Origin of the sequence: Candidatus Tisiphia endosymbiont of Dioctria linearis, from assembly GCF_964026545.1 — a bacterium.
Classification (GTDB): Bacteria; Pseudomonadota; Alphaproteobacteria; order Rickettsiales; family Rickettsiaceae; genus Tisiphia.
Genome location: NZ_OZ032156.1, coordinates 89450 through 113565 on the forward strand (window position 1 = coordinate 89450; position 24116 = coordinate 113565).

Consider the following 24116-nt stretch of genomic DNA (forward strand, 5'->3'; position numbering starts at 1 on the left):
ATATTCTTCCTAATAAATTCATGTCATCATAGTTCAGTAAATTCGGAATTGGCTAAGAATAATTAGATTTTAGATAAGTAATAATAATATGAAAATTTCAGCAAATGCTATTAGAGCTGGCAACATTATAGTGTATAATAATGAGTTATGGGTAGTGCATAAAACTCCTGAACATACTAAACCTGGTAAAGGTGGGGCTTATGTACAAGTAGAGATGAAAAATTTTAAAACTGGTACAAAGCTTAATGAGCGGTTTAATTCATCTGATTATGTTGAAAAAGCACAACTTGATACCAAAGATTTACAATTCCTATATTTTGAGGAAGATAATCTAGTGTTAATGGATAATGAGACCTTTGAGCAAATTTTAATTAATAAGTCAATTCTTGGCGAAAGTTTGCCATTTCTTGAAGATAATATGGTATTAAAGGTACAGTTTTATGAGGAAAAAGCTTTAAGTGTTGAATTACCACAAACCGTTATTGCTGAAATTATGCAAACTGATCCCGTAATTAAGGGGGCTATGGTCACATCTTCTTACAAACCGGCAATTTTAACTAATGGAGTAAAGGTAATGGTTCCACCTTACTTAGTGGTAGGTGAGAAAATAGTGGTGAGAATTGAAGATATTAGCTTTGTTGAAAGAGCTAAGTAATATCTTATGCAACAACCTATAACTAGCTTACTTATTACTGCGTCACGTAAAGCTGTTAAATTTTTGCATAGAGATTTTTTGGAACTAGAAATGCTTCAAAGATCTAGTAAGGGAAACTATGATTTTTGCAATAAGGCTTATGTTAAAGCACAAGATTTATTACGTAATGAGTTGCAAAAATATACAAGTGCGTTATTCTTTCCAGAGGATAAGTTTAAACTAGATAATAGTGAAGAGATGGTTTTACTAATAAATCCGCTGGATGGTTTTAGTAATTTAGAAAAGAGCCTACCATTTTTTGCTGTATCTATAACGTGTTTAAAGAAGATTAATCAAATTTTAACTACGATATGTACGGTGATAAATTTTCCAGCTCTTGATGAGATTTATTATGTTGAAAAAGGCAGAGGGGTATGGTCAGAAAATAATACTACTGGTAATAGTAGATTGAGGGTTTCTGGTTGTGCTAGTGTTGATAATTTTTTAATCGCTACCGATGACCTTAATATCAACCCAGTTTTTTTGAAAAATGCTAGGGTTTTTGGTTGTCACTGCTATGGAATGTTACTACTAACAACTGGTAAGATCGATGCTGTTTATTTTTCATCATTAAATTACACTTTAAAAGCCGGTTTTGATCTAATCATCCGAGAAGCAGGTGGAGCGATAATAAATAATGATGAAATGTTTGTTGCTACTAATTATGAACTTTCTAAGAAATTTGAACATTTATTAGCAGAAAAATAGCTAACCCAACGTCATTGCGAGACCACGCAAGTAGGTCGAAGCAACCCATTTCTAACCATTTTCTTGGATTGCTTCGTCGGCTCACGCCTCCTCGCAATGACGAGTTATAGTCAATTCAGGAGAATTTGGGGCTAGGAGCGATGGAGCGACGCCTATAAGTAATAGGCGAGCGACGAGTGACGACGTCACCAACTTCTCATCAATTGACTATATAGACGTATACGTCATTGCGAGACCACATAGTGGAATTTTTAATAATTTGATATTATGTTATGAAGAAATTTACTGTTAATTGTGATTTTGGTGGGCAAATGGCACCGTTTACCATATATGTAGGGCAACCTGAGCCGGGACATCATCCTTTGCATTTTCAGGATGACTGGTTATCAAAGCAACGTGGTGGAAAAATACCAGCAGAGGTCATGGATGCAATTACTAAACTACAAGAACTGGCTAATAAGAATAATGTATTACTTGAAGAATTATGTGTGTATGCTCTTGGGTCAGCACAAGAAGAGGATGATAGAACTGAAAAAAATGAAGAATCAGAAAGTAGTAATGACCAATCAGATAGTAATAATGATATTAGCGATGATATATGATATATCTGGATGGATTGCTTCGTTCGTGCTTAGCACCTCCTCGCAATGATGTTTGAGGTTTATGCACTCTTCGCAATGATGGGTACTTGTCTGTAATTTTTAAATTGCTATGAGGGTTGCGTAAGGTGAATAATTAAAAAAATAAAATTTAAATGCAATTGCCTATTAGTGCTATTAATAATTAATGTATAGTAAAGCTATACTAAAATAATACGAATTAGAGAGTGAGAATGAAGCAATATAACGATTTGTCGAAGATTATTCATCGAGAAGGCTACATATTTATTGTAAGCTTTGCAGTGGTAACTTTTTTACTTTTTACTGTCCATAATACCTTTGGGTATGTAGGGTTGGTTATGACAGTTTGGTGTATATATTTTTTTAGAAATCCAGATCGCTTTACCCCTATTAGTGACGATTTGGTGGTCAGTCCAGCAGATGGAATAGTACATAAAATAACTGAAGCAGTTCCACCGATAGAACTTGGTCTTGGTGATCAGGAAATGATTAGAGTTAGCATTTTTTTGAATATTTTTAATGTTCATGTAAATCGTATTCCGGCTAATGGCAAGATTTTATCTCTACATTATAATCCGGGAAAGTTTTTTAATGCTTCTCTTGATAAAGCAAGTATCTATAACGAGCGTCAATCTGTTCTAATGGAGACAAATAGTGGTCATAAAATTGCTTTTGTCCAAATAGCAGGATTAATAGCCAGAAGGATATTATGTGACTTAGAAGAAGATACTGAGGTTAGAATTGGTGATAGATATGGTATTATCCGTTTTGGTAGTAGAGCGGACGTTTATTTGCCACTTAAAACCGCCCTTTGTGTTACTGAAGGGCAAACTGCAGTTGGGGGAGAAACTATTATTGCTGATTTTAGGGTCAAAAAAACATCTGAACTTAAATTTGAAAGAAGGTGAGACTATTGCTACTTTAATGTTAGTAAGTATATAGGTATAAATTGATTAGAATACGCAAAGTTAGAATAACAAAACCAATTCCGTTTATAAAATTGCTTCCTAATTTTATTACTTTATTGGGTCTTGTGATTGGTATTAGTGCCATTAAATTTGGATTGGATGGTATATGGGAAAGGGCTGTATATTGTACCTTAGTTGCTGCTATAATAGATGGAATTGATGGTAGGATAGCACGGATGCTAAATGCTACTAGTCCGTTTGGTGCTGAACTGGACTCATTATGTGATTTTGCTAATTTTGGGGTAGTGCCGGCTTGTCTTGTATATTTATGGTCTTTTCAACAATATGAATATAAAGTATTTTCATGGGGAACTATATTGCTATTTATCGTATGTATGGCATTAAGGCTTGCGAGATTTAACACTGCTATTTTTCATGAGGCAAATAATAAGAAGTTAGAATATTTTTTTACTGGTGTACCTGCTCCTTGTGGAGCTTTACTTGCTCTAATTCCCATGATTCTAGATTTTGAAGTGAGTGGCATTTTAGGTATCAATATTCGTACCCATACCATTATAATAGGCTTATATATTGTGGTAATTGCTTTTTTACTGGCTAGTAGGTTGCCAACATTTTCGACAAAAAATATTAAGATAAAACACGAATATTTATCATTAGCCATGATGGTGTTTGCTGTTATCATCATAAGTCTTATTATATATCCATGGTATTTATTACCATTCATTGCCTCTATATATATTTTGTCTATACCAATTTGCTGTTTTATTAGTAAGAAAATTTAAATTATGTTAGAAGCCTTTGAAAAATATAAGTCTCATCCATTTTTTAAATATTTTCTAGTTTTGTTCAGTGTAATAGTTGTATATCTAGCTTATAATATTTATATTTGGAGTCATACAGAGTCGACTGATAATGCATATATTGAGGCAGACATATCTAGCGTTAGTTCTGAGATTAGTGGAGTGATTAAGAATGTATTGATTTCAGATAATATGAGAGTAAAAAAAGGTGACCTTATTGCTGAAATCGATGATCAGGATTATAAGTAACGCCTTGCGTCGCTTGAAGCTTCTATTAATGCATCTATTAAAAATATAGAAATCATAGAACAAAAAACTTTAATCACACAATTTAATTTACAACAAAGTAAAGAGGCTGTTGATTTTGCTAATACTAATTTGGAAATTAATTCAACTGAGTATACAAGAGTTCAAGAGCTTAACAAAGGGAATTTTTCTAGTCAGAAGACATTAGATGAATCTAGAATGTCTTTTACTAAAGCAAAAACTGATTATAATCAGGCAAAGTTAAACTTGCAAATAGCCCAGCAAAAATTACTACTTTTAGCTTTGCAAAAAACTGCTGAAGAAGAAAAATTAAAAGGATTATTGCAAGATAAAAATATAATATCCAGGAGTTTACTAAATACCAAAATTAGAGTTCCGGTTAATGGAATAATAGCAAATAGTAGTTTGCAGGTAGGAAATTTCATTAGCCCAGGTAGGGTATTATTTTTTGTTGTACAGGATGAACGAATATATGTAAAAGCTAATTTTAAAGAAACACAAATTGCTAAATTCCAGTCAGGGCAAAAAGTTAAATTACAGTTTGATTCTTTACCCAAAAAGGTTATATATGGTAGAATACGTAACATATCACCAGCTACCGGCTCGAAATTTAGTCTAATTCCCAGTGATAATGCAACTGGTAATTTTACTAAGATTGTTCAACGGGTTCCTGTGCTAATAGATTTTGAGGTTCCTAAAAATGGTACTAGTAATTTGATGCCAGGAATGTCTGTGATAGTTTCAGTTAGGACTGATGAGACGTAAGTATTCACGAAAAAAAGTTAAAATACAAATGTCTATTAGCGAGGCTTACAATATCTTTTAACGTCATTGCGAGACCACTCAAGTAAGTCGTGGCACCCCACTTTCTGACGTCATTGCGAGCGAACGTATATGAGCGTGGCAATCCACATTTATTAGATTGGATTGCTTCGTCGACCTACGCTCTCCTCGCAATGACGTTTGAGGCTTTTTACTCCTCGCTAATAGACGTCTTGTACTTTAACTTTTTTCCGTAAACATTCACTTTATAATTGCTGTCAAATATCTACTAGTTCTTGATAGGTTACTTCCAAAACCTCATAAGATTTTGAACCTTTAGGAGTTGTCACTTCTACTACATCTCCAACTCCTTTACCTATGAGAGCCTTAGCAATTGGCGATACTATCGATACTCTCTTTTTAGTTATATCTGCTTCATATTCTCCAACAATATGGTACACAACTACTTCTTCTGTTTCGTCATCGATCAACTTAACTGTAGCACCAAATTTTATGCTGTCACCTGAGAGCTTTGAGGTATCAATAATTTCCGCCCTTGCCATTTTATCTTCAAGATATAAAATACGACCTTCAATAAAACTTTGTTTTTCCCTTGCTGCATGATATTCTGCATTCTCAGATAAATCTCCAAAATCTCTAGCTGTTGCTATAGCCTCAATTACTTTTGGTCTTTCTACATGTTTAAGGCGCTTGATTTCTTTTTCTAGACTATCGAACCCTTTATGTGTAATAGGAAATTTTGTCATAATAATATGTCTTGTCTAAGTTAAGTTTTCTAGTATATTTGTTGTGTTAAACTTTGTCAAACAGCCCTTTTAGATTATCATGCAAACTAAAATATTTAAATTTGAGATACAACGTAAGACTTTCCATGTATATAGCTTAACTATACCACTTTTTTATTTATTTTCATCTAAATTAGTTGTTACTACACTATTATTTTTACTTACCGCCTGTGTATTATATATAGATACTGCCAGGCACTACAATTTATATGTTAAGAAATTTACAGATAGATTTCTTAGAAAGTTTATGAGACCCGAGGAACGGAGCGGTTCATTCAGACTAAGTGGTGGTAGTTTTATGGCAATTGGATTTTTTTTGACAGCTCTGTTATTTTCAAAAGGTTTAGCGATTTCGTCTTGGTTGATATTGATAATAGCTGATTGTCTTGCTGCGTTAGTTGGTACCAAAATAGGTAAGCCTTTAGAAAATGGTAAATCATTGGAAGGTTCTATTGCCTTTCTAACTTCTGCAATTTTTATCAGCATGTTAGTGTATTTTTTCATTGGCTATCATACTAGTTTTACTGTTATCATCATTAGTTCCGTAATTACTACTATTGGTGAATTTTATGCAAAAGATTTATTGATCAATGATAATTTATTAGTACCTCTTACTTACTGTTTTTCTACAATTATATTCACCTTTATTTTAGGTTTATGAGAATTCCATTAGAATTTTATGAACTTCTTAGAACTCGGATTAATTTATCGGATATTGTTAGGCAAAGAGTAGTTTTAACTAAAAAATCTGGGAATTACTTGGGTCTATGTCCTTTTCATGTTGAAAAATCTCCATCATTTACTGTAAATGATGCCAAGAGGTTCTATTACTGTTTTGGCTGCACTGTTCACGGAGATGTTATAAAATTTGTTGCTAGCCTTAGTGGTTTATCTTACAAAGAAGCAGCTATTAAACTTGCCAATGATTATGGCATTGAATTGCCTAAATTAACCGTAGAGCAACAAAAACTGCATGAAGAATCGGATGAACTACTTGATATCTTAGAGATGGCAGAAAGGTTTTTTACCTCACAATTGTCACAAGAAGTGTGTAATTATTTACGTGATCGCGGTATTAGTAAAGAGGCAATTAAGGAATTTTCCATTGGTTTTGCTCCTCCGGCTAAGGAATTGCAGAAATTTTTTGAAAAAAAATCAATATCTTTGAAAAAACTTCAAAAAGCAGGCTTAGTGGGCAAGGGAAATGATGGTACAATGTATGAGATATTTTATAACCGGATCATTTTTCCGATTAGGAATATTTATAACAAGGTAATTGGGTTCGGGGGACGAGTAATTGGTAATGGATTGCCTAAATATTTAAATTCTCCGGAAACCATATTATTTCAGAAAAATGAAACATTATATGGAGAGAATAATGCGATTAGTGTTGCTTATAAGAAAAACCATTCAATCTTGGTTGAGGGGTACTTAGATGTTATTGCCTTGCACCAGGCTGGTTTTAAAGAGGCAGTAGCAAGTCTTGGTACTGCGGTTACAGAGAATCATTTGCAGAAATTATGGCGTGCCGGAGATGAAATAGCACTTTGTTTAGATGGTGATATGGCGGGGATAAAAGCTACTCAGCGAGTAATTAACCTAGTATTGCCGTTGATAAATGGTAATAAGAAAATTTCCTTTGTGATGTTACCTGGCGGCAGTGATCCTAATGATATTATCAATAAAGATGGGGCAGGGGGCTTTGCCAAAATTTTTGATAAAAGGATTAATCTATCCGAAATGATTTGGCGTTCCGAATATGAAGGTAAGAAGTTTGTAACCCCGGAAGATAAAGCTATTTTGGAAAAAAATCTTGAAGATTATTGTAAGCAAATAAAAGATAGGACTCTCAGCCATAATTACTATAGATATTTTAAAGAGCAAATATGGCAAAATTTAATTAAACGCCAAAGTAAAGGGGTTGCAAAAAATTCAAATGTAATATTTTCAGCTCCGGACTATTCAGAAATTGAGATGTTAGAACAAGTTTTTTGTATGATGTTAGTAAAATTTCCAGAGATAGTTAACAAGCAAGAAATAAAGGGTTTTTTATTAACGTTACATTTTCAAAATGGTACGCTTGAAGCTTTTCGTGATTGGTATTTTGCAGAGATTATTAGCAATGATATATTCGATCAGGAGAATATTATTGATTTGGCAGAAAAAGCTGGATTTTATGAGACTTTTTCGCTATTGTCGAAATCTAATAATCTATTTCTAGATTTATCATTTAACAAGAATGATATAGATTCTGACTTGCTTTGGCAATGGTTGCATAAAAAACATCACCTAGTACTATTAAAACAAGAATATAGTTCCATTATTCAAAATGGAACGGATGAAGAATTGAAAAAAGCTATGCTATACCGAGAAGAAATTATGAGGGTCTCTAAAGAACTTTATAATTTAAACGAATCTTTTACTAATTGACCTAAGGTTTATAAATTATGACAGAAGTGAAAAAGAATATAGATGAAAAAGGCGAAGCAGTTGATAACTTAGTTAAATCAGCCAAAGCAAAAGGTAAGGCAGTTACTTACTATGATATAAACAAAGTTATTCCAATTACTAATAATATATCAGTAAATGATCTAGAAAAGGTAATATCAAAGTTTTCTGAGGCTGGAGTTGATATTATAGAAGGCGATGAAGATGAGATTAAACTTGATATTAATGTAGATGAAGAATTTAAACTATCTAATAATGTTGATAACGAGCCTGAAGATGACAGTGAAGAAGAAAATATAGGCTCAACCGATGATCCAGTAAGATTATATTTACGAGATATGGGCGGAGTAGGGCTCTTTTCTCGTGAGGCTGAAATAGAAGTAGCTCAAGATATTGAGGAAGGCAAAGAAATAATGGTTAAATCACTTTGTGAAAATCCAATATCGATGAAGTTCTTTATTAAATGGCATGAAGATTTAGCTAATGAGAAAATACTACTTAGGGATTTGATTGATTTAGAAGCTAATATGGTTCACGAATATTGTAGTAATTCTGAAGAAAATCATAATAACGATCTGGAATCAGACAATGAAGAGCATGAAGAAGCTAGTAATTTATCAATAGCTACTATTGAATTACAGTTATTACCTGCTGTTATCAAGCGTATGGAGAAAATTGCTAAACTTTCTGAAGAGTTGTTAGTTGAAGCAAAAAAACATTATGCCCGTTATCCTCAACCTAAGGGGTTGCAAGATAATAAAAAATATGCCAAAAATTTACATTTAATAATTGTTGAGATTTCTGGCATCCATTTCCATTCTAAAAGGACGGAGGAAATTCTTAATAGGATATATAGTTTGAATAGAGAATTAGTAAATAAAGAAGGAAATTTTCTTAAATTAGCTGAAAAATATGGCGTAACTCGTCAATCTTTCCTAAGTGAATATATGGGAGCAGTAATTGATGAGAATTGGAAAAGGCAAATGCAAAAAAATAAGAATGCTAATTGGAGGAACTTCCTTGCTAAAGAATCTGATGTCACGGATCAAATGATTAGCGAATTAAGAAGCATGGAAATGATTAGCGGTTTGCCAATTATTGAATTTAAAAAATTAGTGCATACCATACAAAAGGGTGAAAGACAGGTTCTTCGGGCAAAAAAAGCTATGATAGAAGCTAATCTTCGTCTAGTTATCTCGATTGCTAAAAAATATGCAAATCGTGGATTGCAGTTTTTAGATTTAATTCAGGAAGGAAATATTGGATTAATGAAGGCTGTTGATAAATTTGAATATCGTCGGGGGTATAAATTTTCTACTTATGCTACTTGGTGGATTAGGCAAGCTATTACTAGAGCCATTGCTGATCAAGCTAGAACCATACGTATTCCTGTACATATGATTGAAACGATTAACAAAATTATCCGTACTTCTAGGCAGATGCTGAACGAACTAGGTTATGAACCAACTCCAGCAGAAATTGCTGCTCGCCTTTCTATGCCAGTTGATAAAGTACGTAAAGTGATGAAGATAGCTAAAGAGCCAATTAGCTTGCAAAATCCAGTAGGAGATGATGATGGTAGTTATTTGGGAGACTTTATTGAAGACCCAAATGCTATATTACCACTTGATGCAGCAATTCAATCGAACTTACGAGAGGTTACCACTAGAGTATTAGCAACTCTTACTCCTCGTGAAGAAAGGGTTCTAAGAATGAGATTTGGTATAGGGATGAATACTGATCATACTTTGGAAGAAGTAGGGCAGCAATTCAATGTTACTAGGGAACGTATTAGGCAAATAGAATCCAAAGCACTGCGTAAATTAAAACATCCGACTAGATCTAAAAGACTTAGTAGCTTCCGGAGTGGTTCTAGAAAGCACAACAATTCTTCAGAATCTGCTTTTGGCGGCTAATTTACATAAGATTATTTAATGATTTGTGTCCACGTATAATTGAATCCAAATCAATTAATTATTATTTGTTTACTTTTTAATAAAGATACCTTAATATTTAGAAACATTAATTTTTATAGAAAAAGCTTTATTTATGGTAAACTTACAAACCAAACTTAACTCATTAATGATTCAAAAAAATATCAACGCTGTAGAGATAGAGAAGAAAACTGGAATAAGTAGAAATACTGTTTACAGTATTTTGTACGGTAGTTCAAAAAACCCTAGTGCTACTAATTTACAATTAATTGCTAAGGCATTAGATGTTAATTTGGAAGCTCTTGTTGTTGATAACGAAGTAAACCTTGAGGTGATGACTGTTGATCAGATGAAAATCTTTAGCAAAGCCACTAGCTTAACTATTAATATATTAACTGAGAGAAATTTAAACTTTTCATTTAGCAATCTTACAGCCCTAATAAAAGAAGTATATGAATATGCTCTAAAAAAGCAGTCTGTTGATAATACATTTATAGATTGGATGATTGATAAATATCATAAACCTTAATCTTTCTTTGTGAATTTTGCAAGGTCTAATATGTGTTATTTTATCAGCTTTAAATATGCCGACTACACTGGTTCGCCAATACCCATTGTCAGTTATTGATACTATCATTTGCTATAAATAAACATTAGATAACATAGATAATATTAGATATGAATAATCAGCCGCAATTAATACCGAATTTTATTACTTTAGATAAGCTAGGTTATGGTATTGACATTCCAATAAGGTGTAGTAATAAAGCCAAACGCATTGCCATTAAAATAAACCACAAAGGAGCTGAATTAGTTCTGCCTAATAAAAATTTTTATACAGGATATAAATTTTTATTAGACAAAGAATCTTGGATAAGACGGAATTTACCAGACTATTCAAAACAAGACCCTGTAGATAATAATACTATAACAGTCTTTGACAGAATATACTCATTACTACATATTGATGCAGATTATAATAAAGTACAAATAGGAGAGGATATTATTCAGATATATTCTCTACCTTCTCAACACAAAAGCACCTTAACAAGATTCTTGCAAGATAAATTGTTACTAGAAGCAGTAAACCTAGTGACTTTTCTAGGCAAAAAACATAATATAAATTTTAGTAAAATAAAAATTACCAATAATAAGAACAAATGGGGGAGTTGTTCCAGTAATGCTGTACTTGCTTTTAATTGGCGACTTATTTTTGCTCCAAAAAAAATATTAAAATACTTAGTGGTACATGAAATATGTCATATAATGGAAATGAATCACAGTAAACATTTTTGGCATTTAGTGGCAAGACTTTATCCGGATTATAAGTTGGCTAGATTATGGCTTAAGGAAAATGGCAATAAATTGTATCAATATCTACAATAGATTTAACCAAACTAATATTTTAGTAAATCTATTTGTTTTTGATAATTTTTTGATTGAAAAATAAAGTTACCTGATACTAAAAGATCAGCTCCTGCTTTGATACAATTTTTGCCGGTAACATCATTTATTCCTCCATCAACAGAAAGCAATATATTTTTGCCGGAATTTTTAATTTTTTCTGAAATAATTTTAATTTTTTCTAACTGATTTTCTATAAATTTTTGACCAGAAAATCCAGGGTTTACAGTCATTACTAGTATCAAATCCAATTTATCAATAATATAATCTATATAATTTGGATTAGTGGAAGGAAGTAGTGCCACTCCCACTTTTACTCCTAAATTTTGAATAATATCTAAAGTTCTGTCAAGATGAATAGTTGTTTCAGGGTGGATAGTGATAATATCTGCTCCACTATTCGCATAATCTTTAATTGAATATTCTGGGTTATTAATCATTAAATGTACATCAAATGGTAATGTAGTATGAGCTCTCAAGGATTTTATTATAGGATATCCAAATGTTAAATTAGGTACAAAATGTCCATCCATAACGTCTATATGAATCATATCAGCACCAGCTTTTTCCAAAGAACTAATTTCTTTTTGTAAATTAGCAAAATCTGCTGATAGTAACGAAGGAGCAATCTTAATTATTTTCACTTTTATCCTTTAATATAAAATTTTTAAGTAAGCACACTACATTCTATAAAACTAATTCAGATAAATTTCTACTATCTTTTCGTCATTTTGTTATTATACTACGAGTTATGATTATAATGAACTATAATAGCCATATATGAGTCAACATATTGCAAATTCTTCTGATTCACTTGATGAAAAGCGTAATAATGCCCGTCAAGGGGGGGGAGAAGAAAGAATTACCTTACAACATAAGAAAGGTAAGCTCACTGCCAGAGAAAGAATAGAAGTGTTGCTAGACCCCGAGAGTTTTGAAGAAACAGGAATGTTCGTTGAACATAGATGTAGTAATTTTGGAATGGAAGAAAAAAAATTCCTAGGGGACGGTATAATAACTGGACATGGCACCATAAATGGTAGGTTAGTTTTTGTGTATAGCCAAGATTTTACGGTATTAGGTGGTTCTCTTGGTGAGTATCATGCTAAAAAAATATGCTCTATACTCGATTCTGCTTTGGCAGTAGGAGCACCAGTTATTGGGATAAATGATTCGGGAGGAGCAAGAATCCAGGAAGGAGTTGATGGTCTTGGTGGTTATGGTGAATTATTCCAACGCAATGTAATTGCTTCTGGTATTATTCCACAAATCACCTTAATTATGGGACCTTGTGCTGGAGGAGCTGTTTATTCTCCTGCCTTAACAGACTTTATCTTCATGGTTAAAAATACTTCTTATATGTTTGTAACCGGACCGGAGGTAGTTAAGACTGTTACAGGTGAAGAAGTAAGTCAAGAACAACTTGGTGGTGCAAAGATGCATACTACCAAGAGTGGTGTTGCTGACTTTGCTTTTAAAAATGATATAGAGCTACTTCTAGAAACTAGAAGATTTTTTAATTTTTTACCTCTATCAAATCGTAGCCCACTACCATATCGTCGTACCGAAGATCCAGCTGATCGAGTTGATATGTCTTTAAATACCTTAGTCCCAACTATTCCAAACAAAGCTTACGATATGAAAGAGTTAATTGAGCGTATTGTGGATGAAGGAGATTTTTTTGAGTTACAACCAGATTTTGCTAAAAACATTATAATTGGCTTTGGTTATATGGAAGGAAGGTCTATAGGATTTGTTGCGAATCAACCATTACATTTAGCTGGCTGTTTGGATATTAACGCATCAAGAAAAGCAGCAAGATTTGTACGTTTTTGTGATGCATTTAATATTCCGATAGTGACTTTAGTTGATGTTCCAGGCTTCTTACCTGGTATTGCTCAGGAGCATAACGGTATTATTAAACATGGTGCGAAATTATTATATGCGTACGCTGAAGCAACTGTACCGAAAATTACCATAATTACTAGGAAAGCTTATGGTGGTGCTTATATCGTAATGAACTCAAAGCATCTTCGTGGTGATGTCAATTATGCGTGGTTTAACTCGGAAATTGCGGTACTTGGAGCTGAAGGGGCTGCTGAAATAATATTTAAAGCAGAATGTAAATATCCAGAATCAAAAAAACAAAAGATTCAGGAGTATAAAGATACTGTTACTTCTCCTTTCGTTGCAGCATCTAGAGGGTATCTAGACGATATTATCAAGCCTCAAAACACTAGATGGCGTATATGTAAAGCACTAAACTTTCTTCAACACAAGAAAGTACAGTTACCATGGAAGAAACATGATAACTTACCGCTTTAGCATAGTCTTCTATTTTAAAATTTGACCAAGAATGCTAATCGGGTTAGCTATATAAAAATTAGTGAAATTATCTCTAATTATCTATTAGTGAGGAGCAGGACATCTGGTATAATGTCTAATATTATTATTTAAGTACGAGATTTTATGACTAAACCATTATTTGATAAAATTTTAATCGCCAATCGTGGTGAAATAGCTTTAAGAATAATGCGAACACTAAAAAAGATGGGTATTACATCAGTTGCAGTATATTCTGAAACCGATACACATTCAATGCATGTACAATATGCTGATGAATCTTATTATATTGGCAATTCCCCTGCTACTGAAAGTTATTTGTCGATTAAAAATATTATAAATGCTATTAGAGCGAGTGGAGCTTCGGCGGTGCATCCAGGATATGGGTTTCTATCGGAAAATTCAAATTTTGCAAATATTTTAAAAAGGGAAGGGGTTGCCTTAATAGGTCCAAATGCTTCTGCCATTAAGAAAATGGGCGATAAGATTGAAGCAAAAAAAATCGCTGTAGAAGCAGGAGTTAGCACAGTTCCTGGTTATATGGGTACTATCAGCAGTATAAATCAGGCAATAGAAATTGCAGAAGGAATAGGTTTCCCTATTATAGTTAAGGCAACAGCTGGCGGTGGCGGTCGTGGAATGAGAGTGGTGAAAAACTCTGAAGAAATGGCTAATGCCTTTGAATCAGCTAAGCTTGAGGCAGTAAATAATTTTAGTGATGGTAGATTATTCATTGAGAAATTAATTAAGTCCCCAAGGCATATTGAGATTCAATTATTAGCTGATCAGTATGGTAATAGTGTTTGTCTTGGTGAGCGAGAATGTTCAATTCAGCGTTATCATCAAAAAGTGATTGAAGAAGCCCCAAGTTCCTTTATTACTGAGGAAATACGACAAAAAATGTATAAAGAAACCATAGCTTTATCTAGTAAAGTAGGTTATTACTCTGCCGGTACAGTTGAATTTATAGTTGATTTAGATAAGAATTTTTATTTTCTTGAAATGAATACTAGACTACAAGTTGAGCATCCAGTAACTGAGCTGATAACTGGTATTGATATAGTAGAAGAGATGATAAAAATAGCGGCTGGTGAAAAATTATCATTTTCTCAAGAAGATATAAAATTAAAGGGGCATGCATTTGAATCGAGAATTTGTGCAGAAAACCCAATGCGTGGATTTTTGCCATCTAGTGGTAGAATTACTGAATATTCAGAACCGCCAAAAAATGCTAATATTCGTGTGGATACTGGTTTAGGGCTTGGAGGAGAAGTCAGTATGTTTTATGATCCAATGATTGCCAAACTTTGTACTTATGGAGAAACTAGAAAGCAAGCTATTGAAGTTATGCGTTCTGCTTTAAGTTCTTACATAATACAAGGCATTTCTCATAATATTAGTTTTTTGGAAGCGGTAATATCACATCCTCGCTTTATAGCAGGTGATATAAATACCGCGTTTATCGAAGAAGAATATCCAGATGGTTTTTCTGGAGCAAGTTTAACTTCTGAAATTACTAAAATATTCCTCGCTACAGCCATTTTTGTTTATATTACCGAGCAAAAACGTGCCTCATTAATTTCTGGTCAAATAATCGATCAAACTCATAAAATTGGCACTAGATGGGTTGTATCAATTGATGATAAACTATTTCCAGTTTTAATTACACCAGTAGATTATGGTTATAATATAAGACAAGAAAATGATAGAATCTACATACGTAGTAATTGGAACTTAGGTAGTAGACTCTTTTCCTGTATTGTAAATGGTAGAAAAGCCAATATAAAAATTCAAAATATCGTAACAGGTTATATGTTATCGCATTCAGGCATTACTGTTAAAGCTTATGTCCGTTCTCCAAGGATGTCTGAACTAGAAGCGTTGATGATTACCAAAAATATCCAAGAAGAGCAAACAGAATTGCAAGCTCCGCTTGCAGGACAAATTATTGCAATTAGGGTTCAAGAAGGTAGTGAGGTAATTGTTGGTCAAGAGATTATGGTTTTAACTGCTATGAAAATGGAAAATATACTTGTTGCTGAGCGTAATGGGAAAATTGCTAAAATCCTAGTTAATGAAAAGGAGCTGGTGGTTAGTGGTCAAGTATTACTAGAGTTCGTTTAGGTTAAAAATGTTGAATCACTTTTATCAAAATCTTAGGAAATATTGTGATAGCGGTAAATTACTATTTGTTCTAATAATTGTAGCCGTCATATTGGCTTACTCAACTTATTATGTGATTTCAATTGAGCCAAAGTCTCTTGGTCCAGACCCAAGTAGAGTTATCGGGCTGATATTAGTAGATCTTACTATATTCTTACTTTTAGGCATTTTATTAGCTCGCAAATTTTTACGAGATTTTGTTGATAAAGGAGATGTTGAGAAATCTTCAAAATTGCAAAATCGTATCATCATTGCTTTTAGTTTGGTTGCTACAATTCCAACGATTATTGTTTCAGTATTTTCAGCATATTTTTTTAACTTTGGTATTCAATCGTGGTTCGATAAAAAGATTTCTGCTGTGCTTGATCAATCAATAATAGTAGCAGAATCTTATATCAATGAACATAAACTACAATTGCGAGAAACGACGTTATCTGTCGCTTATGATTTAAATGAAATGTATTATGACTTGATACATAACCCCATTTTATTTAATGATACATTAAATTCTGAAGCTGAGATGCGTTCTCTTGATGAAGTTATAGTTTTACATAAACCTACTAATACTGTTATTGCTAACACATTCTTAAGCTTTGCAACTTCATTTGCTACTATTCCAGCTCATTTAATGAAAAGAGCTGAGATAGGAGAAATTGTTGAGATAAAATCGGATCCAACAAAGATTCGAATGCTTATAAAACTTAAGGATCAGAATGATATATATTTGTTGGTAGGTAGGTTGATTGATGCTAAAATTACCGATCATATTAATAAAACTAGTGGTGCAGCTGAAGAATATTATCGTCTTAAAAAACATATATCCAGTATGCAGATCAAATTTTCTATAGTATTTATTTTTATTGCTTTATTATTACTATTAGCTGCAATAAGTTGGGGGATGATCTTTGCTATAAAAATAGTAACCCCTATTAGGAAATTAGTAATTGCTGCTGAAAAAGTTAAAGACGGTGACTTAACTATCCAAGTGCCAGAAGATGTTATTAATAAAGATGAAATAAGCGTTTTATCTTCAGTTTTTAATAGGATGGTTAAACAGATTGATCGTCAACAAAGAGATTTAGTTATAGCTCAGCGTGCACTTGCTTGGTCTGATGTTGCAAGGAAAGTAGCTCATGAGATCAAGAACCCTTTGACCCCCATTCACCTTGCCTCCGAAAGATTATTTAGAAAATTCGGTAATCAAGTTGAAGATAAAGCAGAGTTTAATAAATACATACAGATGATTGTACGTCATACTGATGATATTAAGAAGATTGTCTCTGAATTTGTTAATTTTGCAAGATTACCAGCTCCAGTATTTACGGATTGTGATCTAGTAATTCTGATAAAAAATATGGTTGAATCCCGAAAATTAATTAATGATAAAATATTATATAAATTTATCACAACTGATCAGCATATAGATTTTATTTGTGACACAACTCAAATTAATCAAATTATGGTTAATTTATTAAAGAATGCCGAAGAATCTATAGGGATTCAAGGGGTTATTATTGTTTCTATAGCTAAATCTGACCATCAGATTATTATTACAGTAGATGATAATGGGGTAGGTTTTCAAGAAAATTTAATTGATAGAGCTACAGAACCTTATATAACAACTAGATCTAAGGGAACAGGTTTGGGATTGGCTATTATCAAAAAAATAGCACAAGATCATTGTGCAACACTAGAGTTAGCAAATAGGTTAGAAGGTGGTGCCATTATCAATATAACGTTCAACCTTGATGAATTAAAATTAAAGACTAATAATTCGAAGCAGAATATTTTATAATAGTGAGAGTTTACGGAAAAAAGTTAAAGTACAAGACGTCTGTTAGCGAGGAGCTACTTTAGTAGCATTGATGCAATCCAAGAATAATGGATTACTTCGACCATTACATGGTCTCGCAATGACGTTTTGTACTTCAGCTTTTTTCCGTGAACTCTCAATAAAAAATTGCCTTTACAGTGTGTACGTAAAGTGGTACTTTCTAGTATTTATATTCTATGAGGTATCTACTATGTTTATTTATTCAGCAACTATTGCAAGATCGAAATTATTTAAACTAATTGATGAAATTCACAAAACGCATGAACCCATATATATAAAAGGAAAACGTAATAATGCTGTGATATTATCGGAAGAAGATTATGCTTCTATGCAAGAAACTTTATATTTGTTATCAATTCCTAATATGAGAGAGTCTATTTTACAAGCTAGTAGAGAGCCTATAGAAGAATGCAAAGATTATACTGAAGTAGAATGGTAGATTTAGTACAATATAAGGTAGTGTTATCTAAAGCTGCCCAAAAAGATATTGCAAAATTAAAAGCGGCTAATTTAGAAGATAAAGCAAGGAAATTATGCCAAATACTAAGTGTTAATCCTTTGCAAATATCCCCGCCTTATAAAAAATTGTTGGGGGATCTAGTAAATAAATATTCGAGAAGAATTAATTTACAACATCGGTTAGTTTATGAGATAGATGAGAATATGCAAATAGTAAAAGTACTCAGAATGTGGAGTCATTACGAAAATTAAAATATATCTCGAATGGATAACAAATGAAAGTACAAGACTATAAAATTTATAATAATATTAGATCTTACATTCCCATATTAAGAAGTACATTTGATAGTCTGAACTTTCTTAAGGATTCCATTATTTGACAAAGTGCTGTAAAACTGTTAAGCTATTTTTACTATAACCATGAGCGTATGGCTAAATCCGTTAGATTAGGAGCAATTTAATTACTAATACTTCAAAAATGCTGATTATTGATAATCAAAAAATATTAAACGAATTTTGTCGGCAGTTATTGGATTGTAAGACTATAAGTGTTGATACTGAATTTTTGCGTAAGAATACTTATTTTGCTCAGCTTAGCATAATACAAATCATGACTAGTAGTCACAAAGTGATAATTGACACTTTATGTGATTTGGATCTTTTGCCTCTTAACGAAATATTTTTGAACGAGAAAATTCTTAAAATAGTTCACGCTCCTAGAGAGGATTTTGAGATATTTTATCATTTATTTAAGAAATTGCCAAGAAATGTTTTTGACATACAAATTGCTGCTGGTATTTGTGATTTTGGTAAACATTTAAGTTATTCGGATATATGCAGTAAAATTTGCTTCGTTCATATTGATAAAACTTACCAAAGATCTGATTGGTTAAAACGCCCCCTTAGTACTAATCTGCTAGATTATGCTATTAAAGATGTTGAATATTTAGAACCGATTTACAAAATATTACAATCAATAATCCAAAATAATAATCTGCAAAATGAATATGACGAACAAATAAAATCTTTGCTTAATATTAAAAATTATATTGTTGATACACAAAAGGCTTGGCAAAAAGTCAGATTCTATAATCATTCAGAGTTTTTTATTAATAAAATGAAAATTATGGCAGCTTATCGGGAAGAACAAGCAAGTACCATAGATTTACCAAGGAGACATTTTATTAGTGATGAGGAATTAGTAAAGATTTGTCAACATTTACCGACCAGTAACAAAGATTTTGAAAATCTTAAACTAAATGGTCGCTACCTTAGTAAGCAAAAATATAGAACTCAATTAGCAGATCTGTGTCTTGCAATACAAGAATTAGGTGAATAAAGACACTTTATTTATATTAATTGTAAAATAAAATTGCTATTTTCTCAAAGGTTGACTAAAACAGGAATCTTATATATTCTGGCTTTATTGCATGGCAATATTTAGTATAGTTTTTTTTAAAACCATTTCTGTCTTACTGAGCGTAGTAATTGGTTTCCTAGCAGGAAGATATTCTAAAGTTGAAAGAGATAGTATAGCTTCGTTGTTATTCTATTTTATATCTCCTATTGTTTTTTTTGCTATTCCTGCCAGTACTACTTTAACTTTATCATCATTAAGCGTTACTGTAGTTATTTTTTTTATTGCTACTTCCTTATCAATATTTTCCTACTATTTTTTTGGACGATATTGGTTTGATCATACACGAAACATTATAGCATTATCTGCCGGTACCGCTAATGGTGGTTATTTTATGCTACCAATAGCTGCTGCTCTCTTTGATGATTATGTTTTAAGTATCTATATGATGGCAGTTATAGGTGTAAATATTTTTGAATGCTCTGTGGGATTTTATATTTGTGCCAGAAGTTTTGCCAATAGTAGTGAAAGTATCTTGAAAGTTGTAAAGCTACCAATTTTAAATGGTTTTTTACTTGGTTGTTTATTTAGTTTCGCTGGCTTTACTTTACCTGATTTTTTAGATGATTTTATATATAATATGCGAGGGTCATTTTCTATACTTGGTATGGTTATGGTTGGTTTAGCTCTTTCAACTTTGCAAAAATTTGAAATAGACATAAAGTTTACTGTTGCCACTTTTATGGCAAAATTTCTATTTTATCCAATAGGAATTAACTTATTTATCCTTTTAGATAAATTTGTTTTAGGATGGTATGATGAGAATTATTACAATGCTTTTAGGCTTCTTGCCACTGCCCCTATGGCAGCCAATCTGATTGTTATAGCAAGTCTACAAAAATTCCATCCAGAAAAAGTTGCTACTACAGTATTTCTTTCACTAATTTTTAGTGTAATATATATACCATTTATGGTAAGTATATTTTTAAGCGATTTGAATTAATTATTTAAATATAAGAAAGTGATTAAAAATTGATTGCTTCGTCAATTGAGAAACCGTCATTGCGAGGAGACCTTAGGTCGACGAAGCAATCCAAGGAAAACTGAGAAGTCAATAGATTGCCACGCCACCTACGGTGGCTCGCAATGACGTAAAAAAATTAGAAATGAAATGATACAAAAATTCATCCAAGTTGGACCGTATATTAATTGGTTTGGCTCACAATATATCCCATCTCATAAGCTGGCTTATCTTGAATTTGGCAACCCTAATAATAAAAATGTCATAGTCTGTGCCCATGGCTTGACTAGAAATGCTCATGATTTTGATAAAATTGCTATGGCATTAAGTGATAAATTTCGAGTAATTGCTATAGATTATCCAGGGCGTGGAAATAGTGATGTTTTTAAAAAGAAAGAGCATTATAACTATCCAGTATATATAAAAGATACAGTACTTTTTCTAAGGAAGTTAGCTATTAAGAACTGTATTTGGCTTGGTAGTTCCATGGGTGGAATAATTGGTATGGTTCTAGCTAGTCGATATAACAAACTTATCAAAGCCATGATTATCAATGATATAGGTCCTTTTATTCCGTCATCCCCTTTAGTTAAAATTGGTCTATATGCAGGCCAAGTACCCTTATTTGTTGATTTAGCTAGTGCCAAGCAACATTTAAAGCTAATATATAGCCAATTTGGTATTAGTAGTGAGGAAGATTGGGATTATCTTACCAAATATAGTTTTATAAAGACTCAAGATGGAAAATATAAAATGAATTATGATCCTGACATAGTACATGGTATGAGTGCTAATGCGAGTAAGCAAAAAAATGTTGATATGTGGGCTATATGGAATAAAATTATTTGTAAATTATTGGTTATCCATGGAGCTAAGTCTGATATTTTACAACAATCTACTATTGAACAAATGAAAAAAAATAAAGAGCTGGAACTTTTTGTTGTTGATTATGCTGGTCATGTACCTTCGTTAATGACTAGTGATCAAATTAACTATATAAAATTCTGGTTAGATGGCTTGGCTAAATGACCTGGCTAAATGATTTTTGACAAGGATATTAATTATGACTATTTCTACTAAAGTACTTATTATAGGTTCAGGTCCTGCTGGCTTAAGTGCGGCAATCTATACAGCTAGGGCAGCACTAAATCCGATATTATTACATGGTATGCAGCCAGGCGGACAGCTAACCATTACGACAGATGTTGAAAATTATCCAGGTTTTGCTGATCCGGTTCAAGGTCCTTGGTTAATGGAGCAAATGACTCAGCAGGCAAAAAATGTTGGGGCAGAAATTATCTACGATTATGTAGAAAAGGTAGATTTATCAAAAAAACCCTTAGTGGTGACCACTGGATCTGGTATAATTTACTGGGCGGATAGTCTTATAATATGTACCGGGGCGGAAGCCAAATGGCTTAATATTCCTTCCGAAGGACAATTCAAAGGATGTGGGGTCTCAGCTTGTGCCACTTGCGATGGTTTCTTTTTTAAAAATCAGCACGTATTAGTTATTGGTGGAGGTAATAGTGCTGTTGAAGAGGCGTTATATTTAACCAATCATGCATGTCAGGTGACTATTGTGCATCGTGGGGATAGTTTTAGAGCCGAGAAAATTTTACAAGACAGATTATTTAAAAATCCTAAAATATCTGTCGTTTGGAATCATAAGCTGATTGAAGTTATCGGTACTGATAATCCTAAATCAGTTAGCTCAGCTAGGCTAGAAAATACCCAAACAGGTGAGGTTAGCTCAATTGACTGTACTGGTATATTCATAGCGATTGGACATATGCCAAATACTAGTTTGTTCAAAGGACAACTAGATATAGATAGTGATAATTATATTATTACTAAACCAAATTCAACGGAAACCAGTATTAAAGGTGTTTTTGCCGCTGGAGATGTACAAGATAAAATTTTTAGACAAGCAGTTACTGCTGCTGGTACTGGGTGTATGGCAGCTTTAGAAGCAGAAAAGTTTTTAAATAATTAGACCTAAACATAAGAAAAAATTATGGCTCGCAGTAAAGCGATTGATAAAGCAGATAAGTTAAGCGGCTCGAATGAGTCAGGTATAGTCATGCCTGTTGCTCGAACTTTACCGGAAAACGTTCAAGCTGAGCAAATGTTAATAGGAGCGATTTTAGTTAACCATGATTACTACAATATTGTTTCAGAATTCCTAAGACCAAATCATTTTTTTGAGCCACTACATCAAAAAATCTATAATTCTATTGAAGTTATCACAGAAAAAGGCTTAATCGCTACTCCAATAACGCTTAGAAGCATGTTAGAAAAAGATGAATTATTTCAGCAATTAGGTGGTAGTGACTATTTAAATAAATTAGTCACTCTGTCAATGATGGTAATTAATCCTCTAGATTATGGAAAAATAATCTATGATTTGGCAATAAGGCGTAATTTAATTCAGATAGGGGAAGAGGTAGTTAATAATGCTTATGATGCTTCTTTAGAATATGATTCAAGTCAGCAAATAGAACATGCAGAAGGTAAGCTTTATAACCTTGCTAGTGAAGGAGTGAATGATAAGAGCTTTGTTAAAATTGGGCTATCTCTCTCAGAGTCTCTTGCCAGTATTAACAGGGCAATGAAGAATTCTAATCATGTAATAGGTATTTCTACCGGCTTAATTGATTTAGATGAAAAATTATCAGGTTTTCATAACTCAGATTTAGTTATTATTGCTGGGCGTCCATCAATGGGGAAAACAGCTTTTGCTATAAATCTTGCAGTAAATAGTTGTAAAGTTCTACAGCAAAAAAATAATGAACAAGAAACAGAAGGTCAATCAGTAGGATTTTTCTCTCTTGAAATGTCATCTGAGCAACTTACTACTCGTATTCTGTCAATGCATACTGAAATTAATTCATCTGCTCTTCGGTCAGGTCATGTGACGGAAGAGAATTATAATCGATTACGCAGAGAAGTTACAACCCTTTCTGACCTACCATTTTTTATTGATGATACACCGGCTTTATCTATTGCTGCTATTCGTACTAGGGCTAGAAAAATGAAGCGTAAGCATAATCTTGGTATATTATTTATAGATTATCTGCAGTTAATTAGAGGAATAAACAAATCAGAGAATAGGGTAAATGAAATTTCAGAAATTACTCAAGGGTTAAAAGCTATAGCCAAAGAATTAAATATTCCTGTAATTGCTTTATCACAATTATCTAGAGCTGTCGAACTTAGAGAAGATAAAAAGCCGATGTTGTCGGACTTACGGGAATCTGGGTCTATTGAACAAGATTCTGATATAGTAATGTTTATTTATCGGGAAGAATATTACTTAACCCGTAAAGAACCTTCGGCGGGTGATGCAAAACATGCAGAGTGGTTAAGTAAGTTAAATCAAGTATATAATGTTGCGGATATTATAATAGCGAAACATCGTAATGGTCCTGTTGGCAATGTTCATCTTCACTATGATAGTCAGCATTCAAAATTTGGTAATTTACAAAAAAAACTACTTGGGAAATAAAGGGCTAAAAATCTTTGATGTTAGTACTGAGACTAGGCTCTGTGAACAAAATTTAAAGT

At 32.7% G+C, this 24116-nt stretch carries 22 protein-coding genes and 1 pseudogene; 21 read left to right on the forward strand and 2 right to left on the reverse strand.

The annotated features are described in order from the left end of the window. The first annotated feature begins 88 nt into the window (after positions 1-88). From efp to AAGD42_RS00495, 6 genes and pseudogenes are all read left to right on the forward strand, one after another. Positions 89-655, forward strand: coding sequence for an elongation factor P (gene efp / locus AAGD42_RS00465; protein ID WP_341752843.1), 567 nt, complete (start codon positions 89-91; stop codon positions 653-655). Between the two features lie 6 nt (positions 656-661). Further along, on the forward strand, positions 662-1402 hold the full coding sequence (locus tag AAGD42_RS00470; protein ID WP_341752844.1) for an inositol monophosphatase family protein: 741 nt from the start codon (positions 662-664) through the stop codon (positions 1400-1402). A 272-nt stretch (positions 1403-1674) separates the two neighbouring features. Beyond that, on the forward strand, positions 1675-2004 hold the full coding sequence (locus AAGD42_RS00480; RefSeq protein ID WP_341749571.1) for a DUF2610 domain-containing protein: 330 nt from the start codon (positions 1675-1677) through the stop codon (positions 2002-2004). 230 nt (positions 2005-2234) lie between these two features. Beyond that, entirely contained in the window at positions 2235-2930 is a 696-nt protein-coding gene (locus tag AAGD42_RS00485) for a phosphatidylserine decarboxylase (protein ID WP_341760742.1), read from the forward strand. Between the two features lie 41 nt (positions 2931-2971). Next, positions 2972-3733: a CDP-alcohol phosphatidyltransferase family protein gene (locus AAGD42_RS00490; protein WP_341749569.1), complete on the forward strand. Its 762-nt coding sequence runs from the start codon at positions 2972-2974 to the stop codon at positions 3731-3733. Positions 3734-3736: 3 nt separating this feature from the next. Beyond that, a pseudogene (locus tag AAGD42_RS00495) lies at positions 3737-4783 on the forward strand (HlyD family secretion protein). A gap of 275 nt (positions 4784-5058) precedes the next feature. Here AAGD42_RS00495 and greA read toward each other — a convergent pair. Continuing rightward, positions 5059-5550 (reverse strand): transcription elongation factor GreA, encoded by a 492-nt coding sequence (gene greA / locus AAGD42_RS00500; protein ID WP_341753419.1) that lies wholly within the window; start codon positions 5548-5550, stop codon positions 5059-5061. Positions 5551-5626: 76 nt separating this feature from the next. Here greA and AAGD42_RS00505 point away from each other — a divergent pair, with 76 nt between their 5' ends. The 5 genes from AAGD42_RS00505 to AAGD42_RS00525 all read left to right on the forward strand — a co-directional run bounded on the left by AAGD42_RS00505 (position 5627) and on the right by AAGD42_RS00525 (position 11354). After that, complete coding sequence (locus AAGD42_RS00505; protein ID WP_341749564.1) at positions 5627-6247, forward strand: diacylglycerol/polyprenol kinase family protein; 621 nt, start codon at positions 5627-5629, stop codon at positions 6245-6247. Further along, positions 6244-8016 (forward strand): DNA primase, encoded by a 1773-nt coding sequence (gene dnaG, locus AAGD42_RS00510; RefSeq protein WP_341752846.1) that lies wholly within the window; start codon positions 6244-6246, stop codon positions 8014-8016. The genes AAGD42_RS00505 and dnaG overlap by 4 nt, the downstream gene beginning before the upstream one ends. 17 nt (positions 8017-8033) lie before the next feature. Further along, entirely contained in the window at positions 8034-9950 is a 1917-nt protein-coding gene (gene rpoD / locus AAGD42_RS00515; protein WP_341752847.1) for an RNA polymerase sigma factor RpoD, read from the forward strand. A gap of 133 nt (positions 9951-10083) precedes the next feature. Then, positions 10084-10497, forward strand: a complete 414-nt coding sequence (locus tag AAGD42_RS00520) for a helix-turn-helix domain-containing protein (protein ID WP_341752848.1) — start codon at positions 10084-10086, stop codon at positions 10495-10497. 149 nt (positions 10498-10646) lie between these two features. Beyond that, positions 10647-11354: a M48 family metallopeptidase gene (locus tag AAGD42_RS00525; protein ID WP_341752849.1), complete on the forward strand. Its 708-nt coding sequence runs from the start codon at positions 10647-10649 to the stop codon at positions 11352-11354. Positions 11355-11365: 11 nt separating this feature from the next. Here AAGD42_RS00525 and rpe read toward each other — a convergent pair whose 3' ends face one another. After that, on the reverse strand, positions 11366-12016 hold the full coding sequence (rpe, locus tag AAGD42_RS00530) for a ribulose-phosphate 3-epimerase (protein WP_341752850.1): 651 nt from the start codon (positions 12014-12016) through the stop codon (positions 11366-11368). A gap of 136 nt (positions 12017-12152) precedes the next feature. On the opposite strand from rpe, the gene AAGD42_RS00535 reads away from it, so the two are divergent. From AAGD42_RS00535 to AAGD42_RS00580, 10 genes are all read left to right on the forward strand, one after another. Continuing rightward, complete coding sequence (locus AAGD42_RS00535) at positions 12153-13697, forward strand: acyl-CoA carboxylase subunit beta (RefSeq protein WP_341752851.1); 1545 nt, start codon at positions 12153-12155, stop codon at positions 13695-13697. 144 nt (positions 13698-13841) lie between these two features. Then, positions 13842-15839 (forward strand): acetyl/propionyl/methylcrotonyl-CoA carboxylase subunit alpha, encoded by a 1998-nt coding sequence (locus AAGD42_RS00540; protein WP_341752852.1) that lies wholly within the window; start codon positions 13842-13844, stop codon positions 15837-15839. A 7-nt stretch (positions 15840-15846) separates the two neighbouring features. After that, positions 15847-17673 carry a PAS domain-containing sensor histidine kinase gene (locus AAGD42_RS00545; RefSeq protein WP_341752853.1) on the forward strand — a complete coding sequence of 609 codons (1827 nt, stop codon included), beginning with the start codon at positions 15847-15849 and terminating at the stop codon, positions 17671-17673. Between the two features lie 229 nt (positions 17674-17902). After that, positions 17903-18151 (forward strand): type II toxin-antitoxin system Phd/YefM family antitoxin, encoded by a 249-nt coding sequence (locus AAGD42_RS00550; protein ID WP_341749555.1) that lies wholly within the window; start codon positions 17903-17905, stop codon positions 18149-18151. Continuing rightward, the gene (locus tag AAGD42_RS00555; RefSeq protein WP_341749554.1) at positions 18145-18423 is read left to right on the forward strand and encodes a Txe/YoeB family addiction module toxin; all 279 of its coding nucleotides are present in this window, start codon (positions 18145-18147) and stop codon (positions 18421-18423) included. The genes AAGD42_RS00550 and AAGD42_RS00555 overlap by 7 nt, the downstream gene beginning before the upstream one ends. Before the next feature lie 226 nt (positions 18424-18649). Next, a complete protein-coding gene (locus tag AAGD42_RS00560; RefSeq protein ID WP_341752854.1) occupies positions 18650-19510 on the forward strand; it encodes a ribonuclease D in 861 nt (286 codons plus the stop codon). A gap of 91 nt (positions 19511-19601) precedes the next feature. Then, on the forward strand, positions 19602-20531 hold the full coding sequence (locus tag AAGD42_RS00565) for an AEC family transporter (protein ID WP_341752855.1): 930 nt from the start codon (positions 19602-19604) through the stop codon (positions 20529-20531). A 168-nt stretch (positions 20532-20699) separates the two neighbouring features. Continuing rightward, the gene (locus AAGD42_RS00570) at positions 20700-21578 is read left to right on the forward strand and encodes an alpha/beta fold hydrolase (protein ID WP_341749551.1); all 879 of its coding nucleotides are present in this window, start codon (positions 20700-20702) and stop codon (positions 21576-21578) included. A 34-nt stretch (positions 21579-21612) separates the two neighbouring features. Further along, positions 21613-22545: a thioredoxin-disulfide reductase gene (trxB, locus tag AAGD42_RS00575; RefSeq protein WP_341752856.1), complete on the forward strand. Its 933-nt coding sequence runs from the start codon at positions 21613-21615 to the stop codon at positions 22543-22545. Between the two features lie 21 nt (positions 22546-22566). Next, the gene (locus tag AAGD42_RS00580) at positions 22567-24057 is read left to right on the forward strand and encodes a replicative DNA helicase (protein WP_341752857.1); all 1491 of its coding nucleotides are present in this window, start codon (positions 22567-22569) and stop codon (positions 24055-24057) included. The last annotated feature ends 59 nt before the right edge of the window (positions 24058-24116 follow it).

Bases quoted from the DNA above. Each gene is read 5' to 3' on its own strand.
- AAGD42_RS00485 (WP_341760742.1), top strand. From the start codon at position 2,235: ATGAAGCAATATAACGATTTGTCGAAGATTATTCATCGAGAAGGCTAC.
- AAGD42_RS00525 (WP_341752849.1), top strand. From the start codon at position 10,647: ATGAATAATCAGCCGCAATTAATACCGAATTTTATTACTTTAGATAAG.
- AAGD42_RS00545 (WP_341752853.1), top strand. From the start codon at position 15,847: ATGTTGAATCACTTTTATCAAAATCTTAGGAAATATTGTGATAGCGGT.
- AAGD42_RS00580 (WP_341752857.1), top strand. From the start codon at position 22,567: ATGGCTCGCAGTAAAGCGATTGATAAAGCAGATAAGTTAAGCGGCTCG.
- AAGD42_RS00555 (WP_341749554.1), top strand. From the start codon at position 18,145: ATGGTAGATTTAGTACAATATAAGGTAGTGTTATCTAAAGCTGCCCAA.
- trxB (WP_341752856.1), top strand. From the start codon at position 21,613: ATGACTATTTCTACTAAAGTACTTATTATAGGTTCAGGTCCTGCTGGC.
- AAGD42_RS00550 (WP_341749555.1), top strand. From the start codon at position 17,903: ATGTTTATTTATTCAGCAACTATTGCAAGATCGAAATTATTTAAACTA.
- AAGD42_RS00480 (WP_341749571.1), top strand. From the start codon at position 1,675: ATGAAGAAATTTACTGTTAATTGTGATTTTGGTGGGCAAATGGCACCG.
- AAGD42_RS00540 (WP_341752852.1), top strand. From the start codon at position 13,842: ATGACTAAACCATTATTTGATAAAATTTTAATCGCCAATCGTGGTGAA.
- dnaG (WP_341752846.1), top strand. From the start codon at position 6,244: ATGAGAATTCCATTAGAATTTTATGAACTTCTTAGAACTCGGATTAAT.
- AAGD42_RS00565 (WP_341752855.1), top strand. From the start codon at position 19,602: ATGGCAATATTTAGTATAGTTTTTTTTAAAACCATTTCTGTCTTACTG.
- AAGD42_RS00560 (WP_341752854.1), top strand. From the start codon at position 18,650: ATGCTGATTATTGATAATCAAAAAATATTAAACGAATTTTGTCGGCAG.
- AAGD42_RS00570 (WP_341749551.1), top strand. From the start codon at position 20,700: ATGATACAAAAATTCATCCAAGTTGGACCGTATATTAATTGGTTTGGC.
- AAGD42_RS00470 (WP_341752844.1), top strand. From the start codon at position 662: ATGCAACAACCTATAACTAGCTTACTTATTACTGCGTCACGTAAAGCT.
- efp (WP_341752843.1), top strand. From the start codon at position 89: ATGAAAATTTCAGCAAATGCTATTAGAGCTGGCAACATTATAGTGTAT.
- AAGD42_RS00520 (WP_341752848.1), top strand. From the start codon at position 10,084: ATGGTAAACTTACAAACCAAACTTAACTCATTAATGATTCAAAAAAAT.
- rpoD (WP_341752847.1), top strand. From the start codon at position 8,034: ATGACAGAAGTGAAAAAGAATATAGATGAAAAAGGCGAAGCAGTTGAT.
- AAGD42_RS00505 (WP_341749564.1), top strand. From the start codon at position 5,627: ATGCAAACTAAAATATTTAAATTTGAGATACAACGTAAGACTTTCCAT.
- AAGD42_RS00535 (WP_341752851.1), top strand. From the start codon at position 12,153: ATGAGTCAACATATTGCAAATTCTTCTGATTCACTTGATGAAAAGCGT.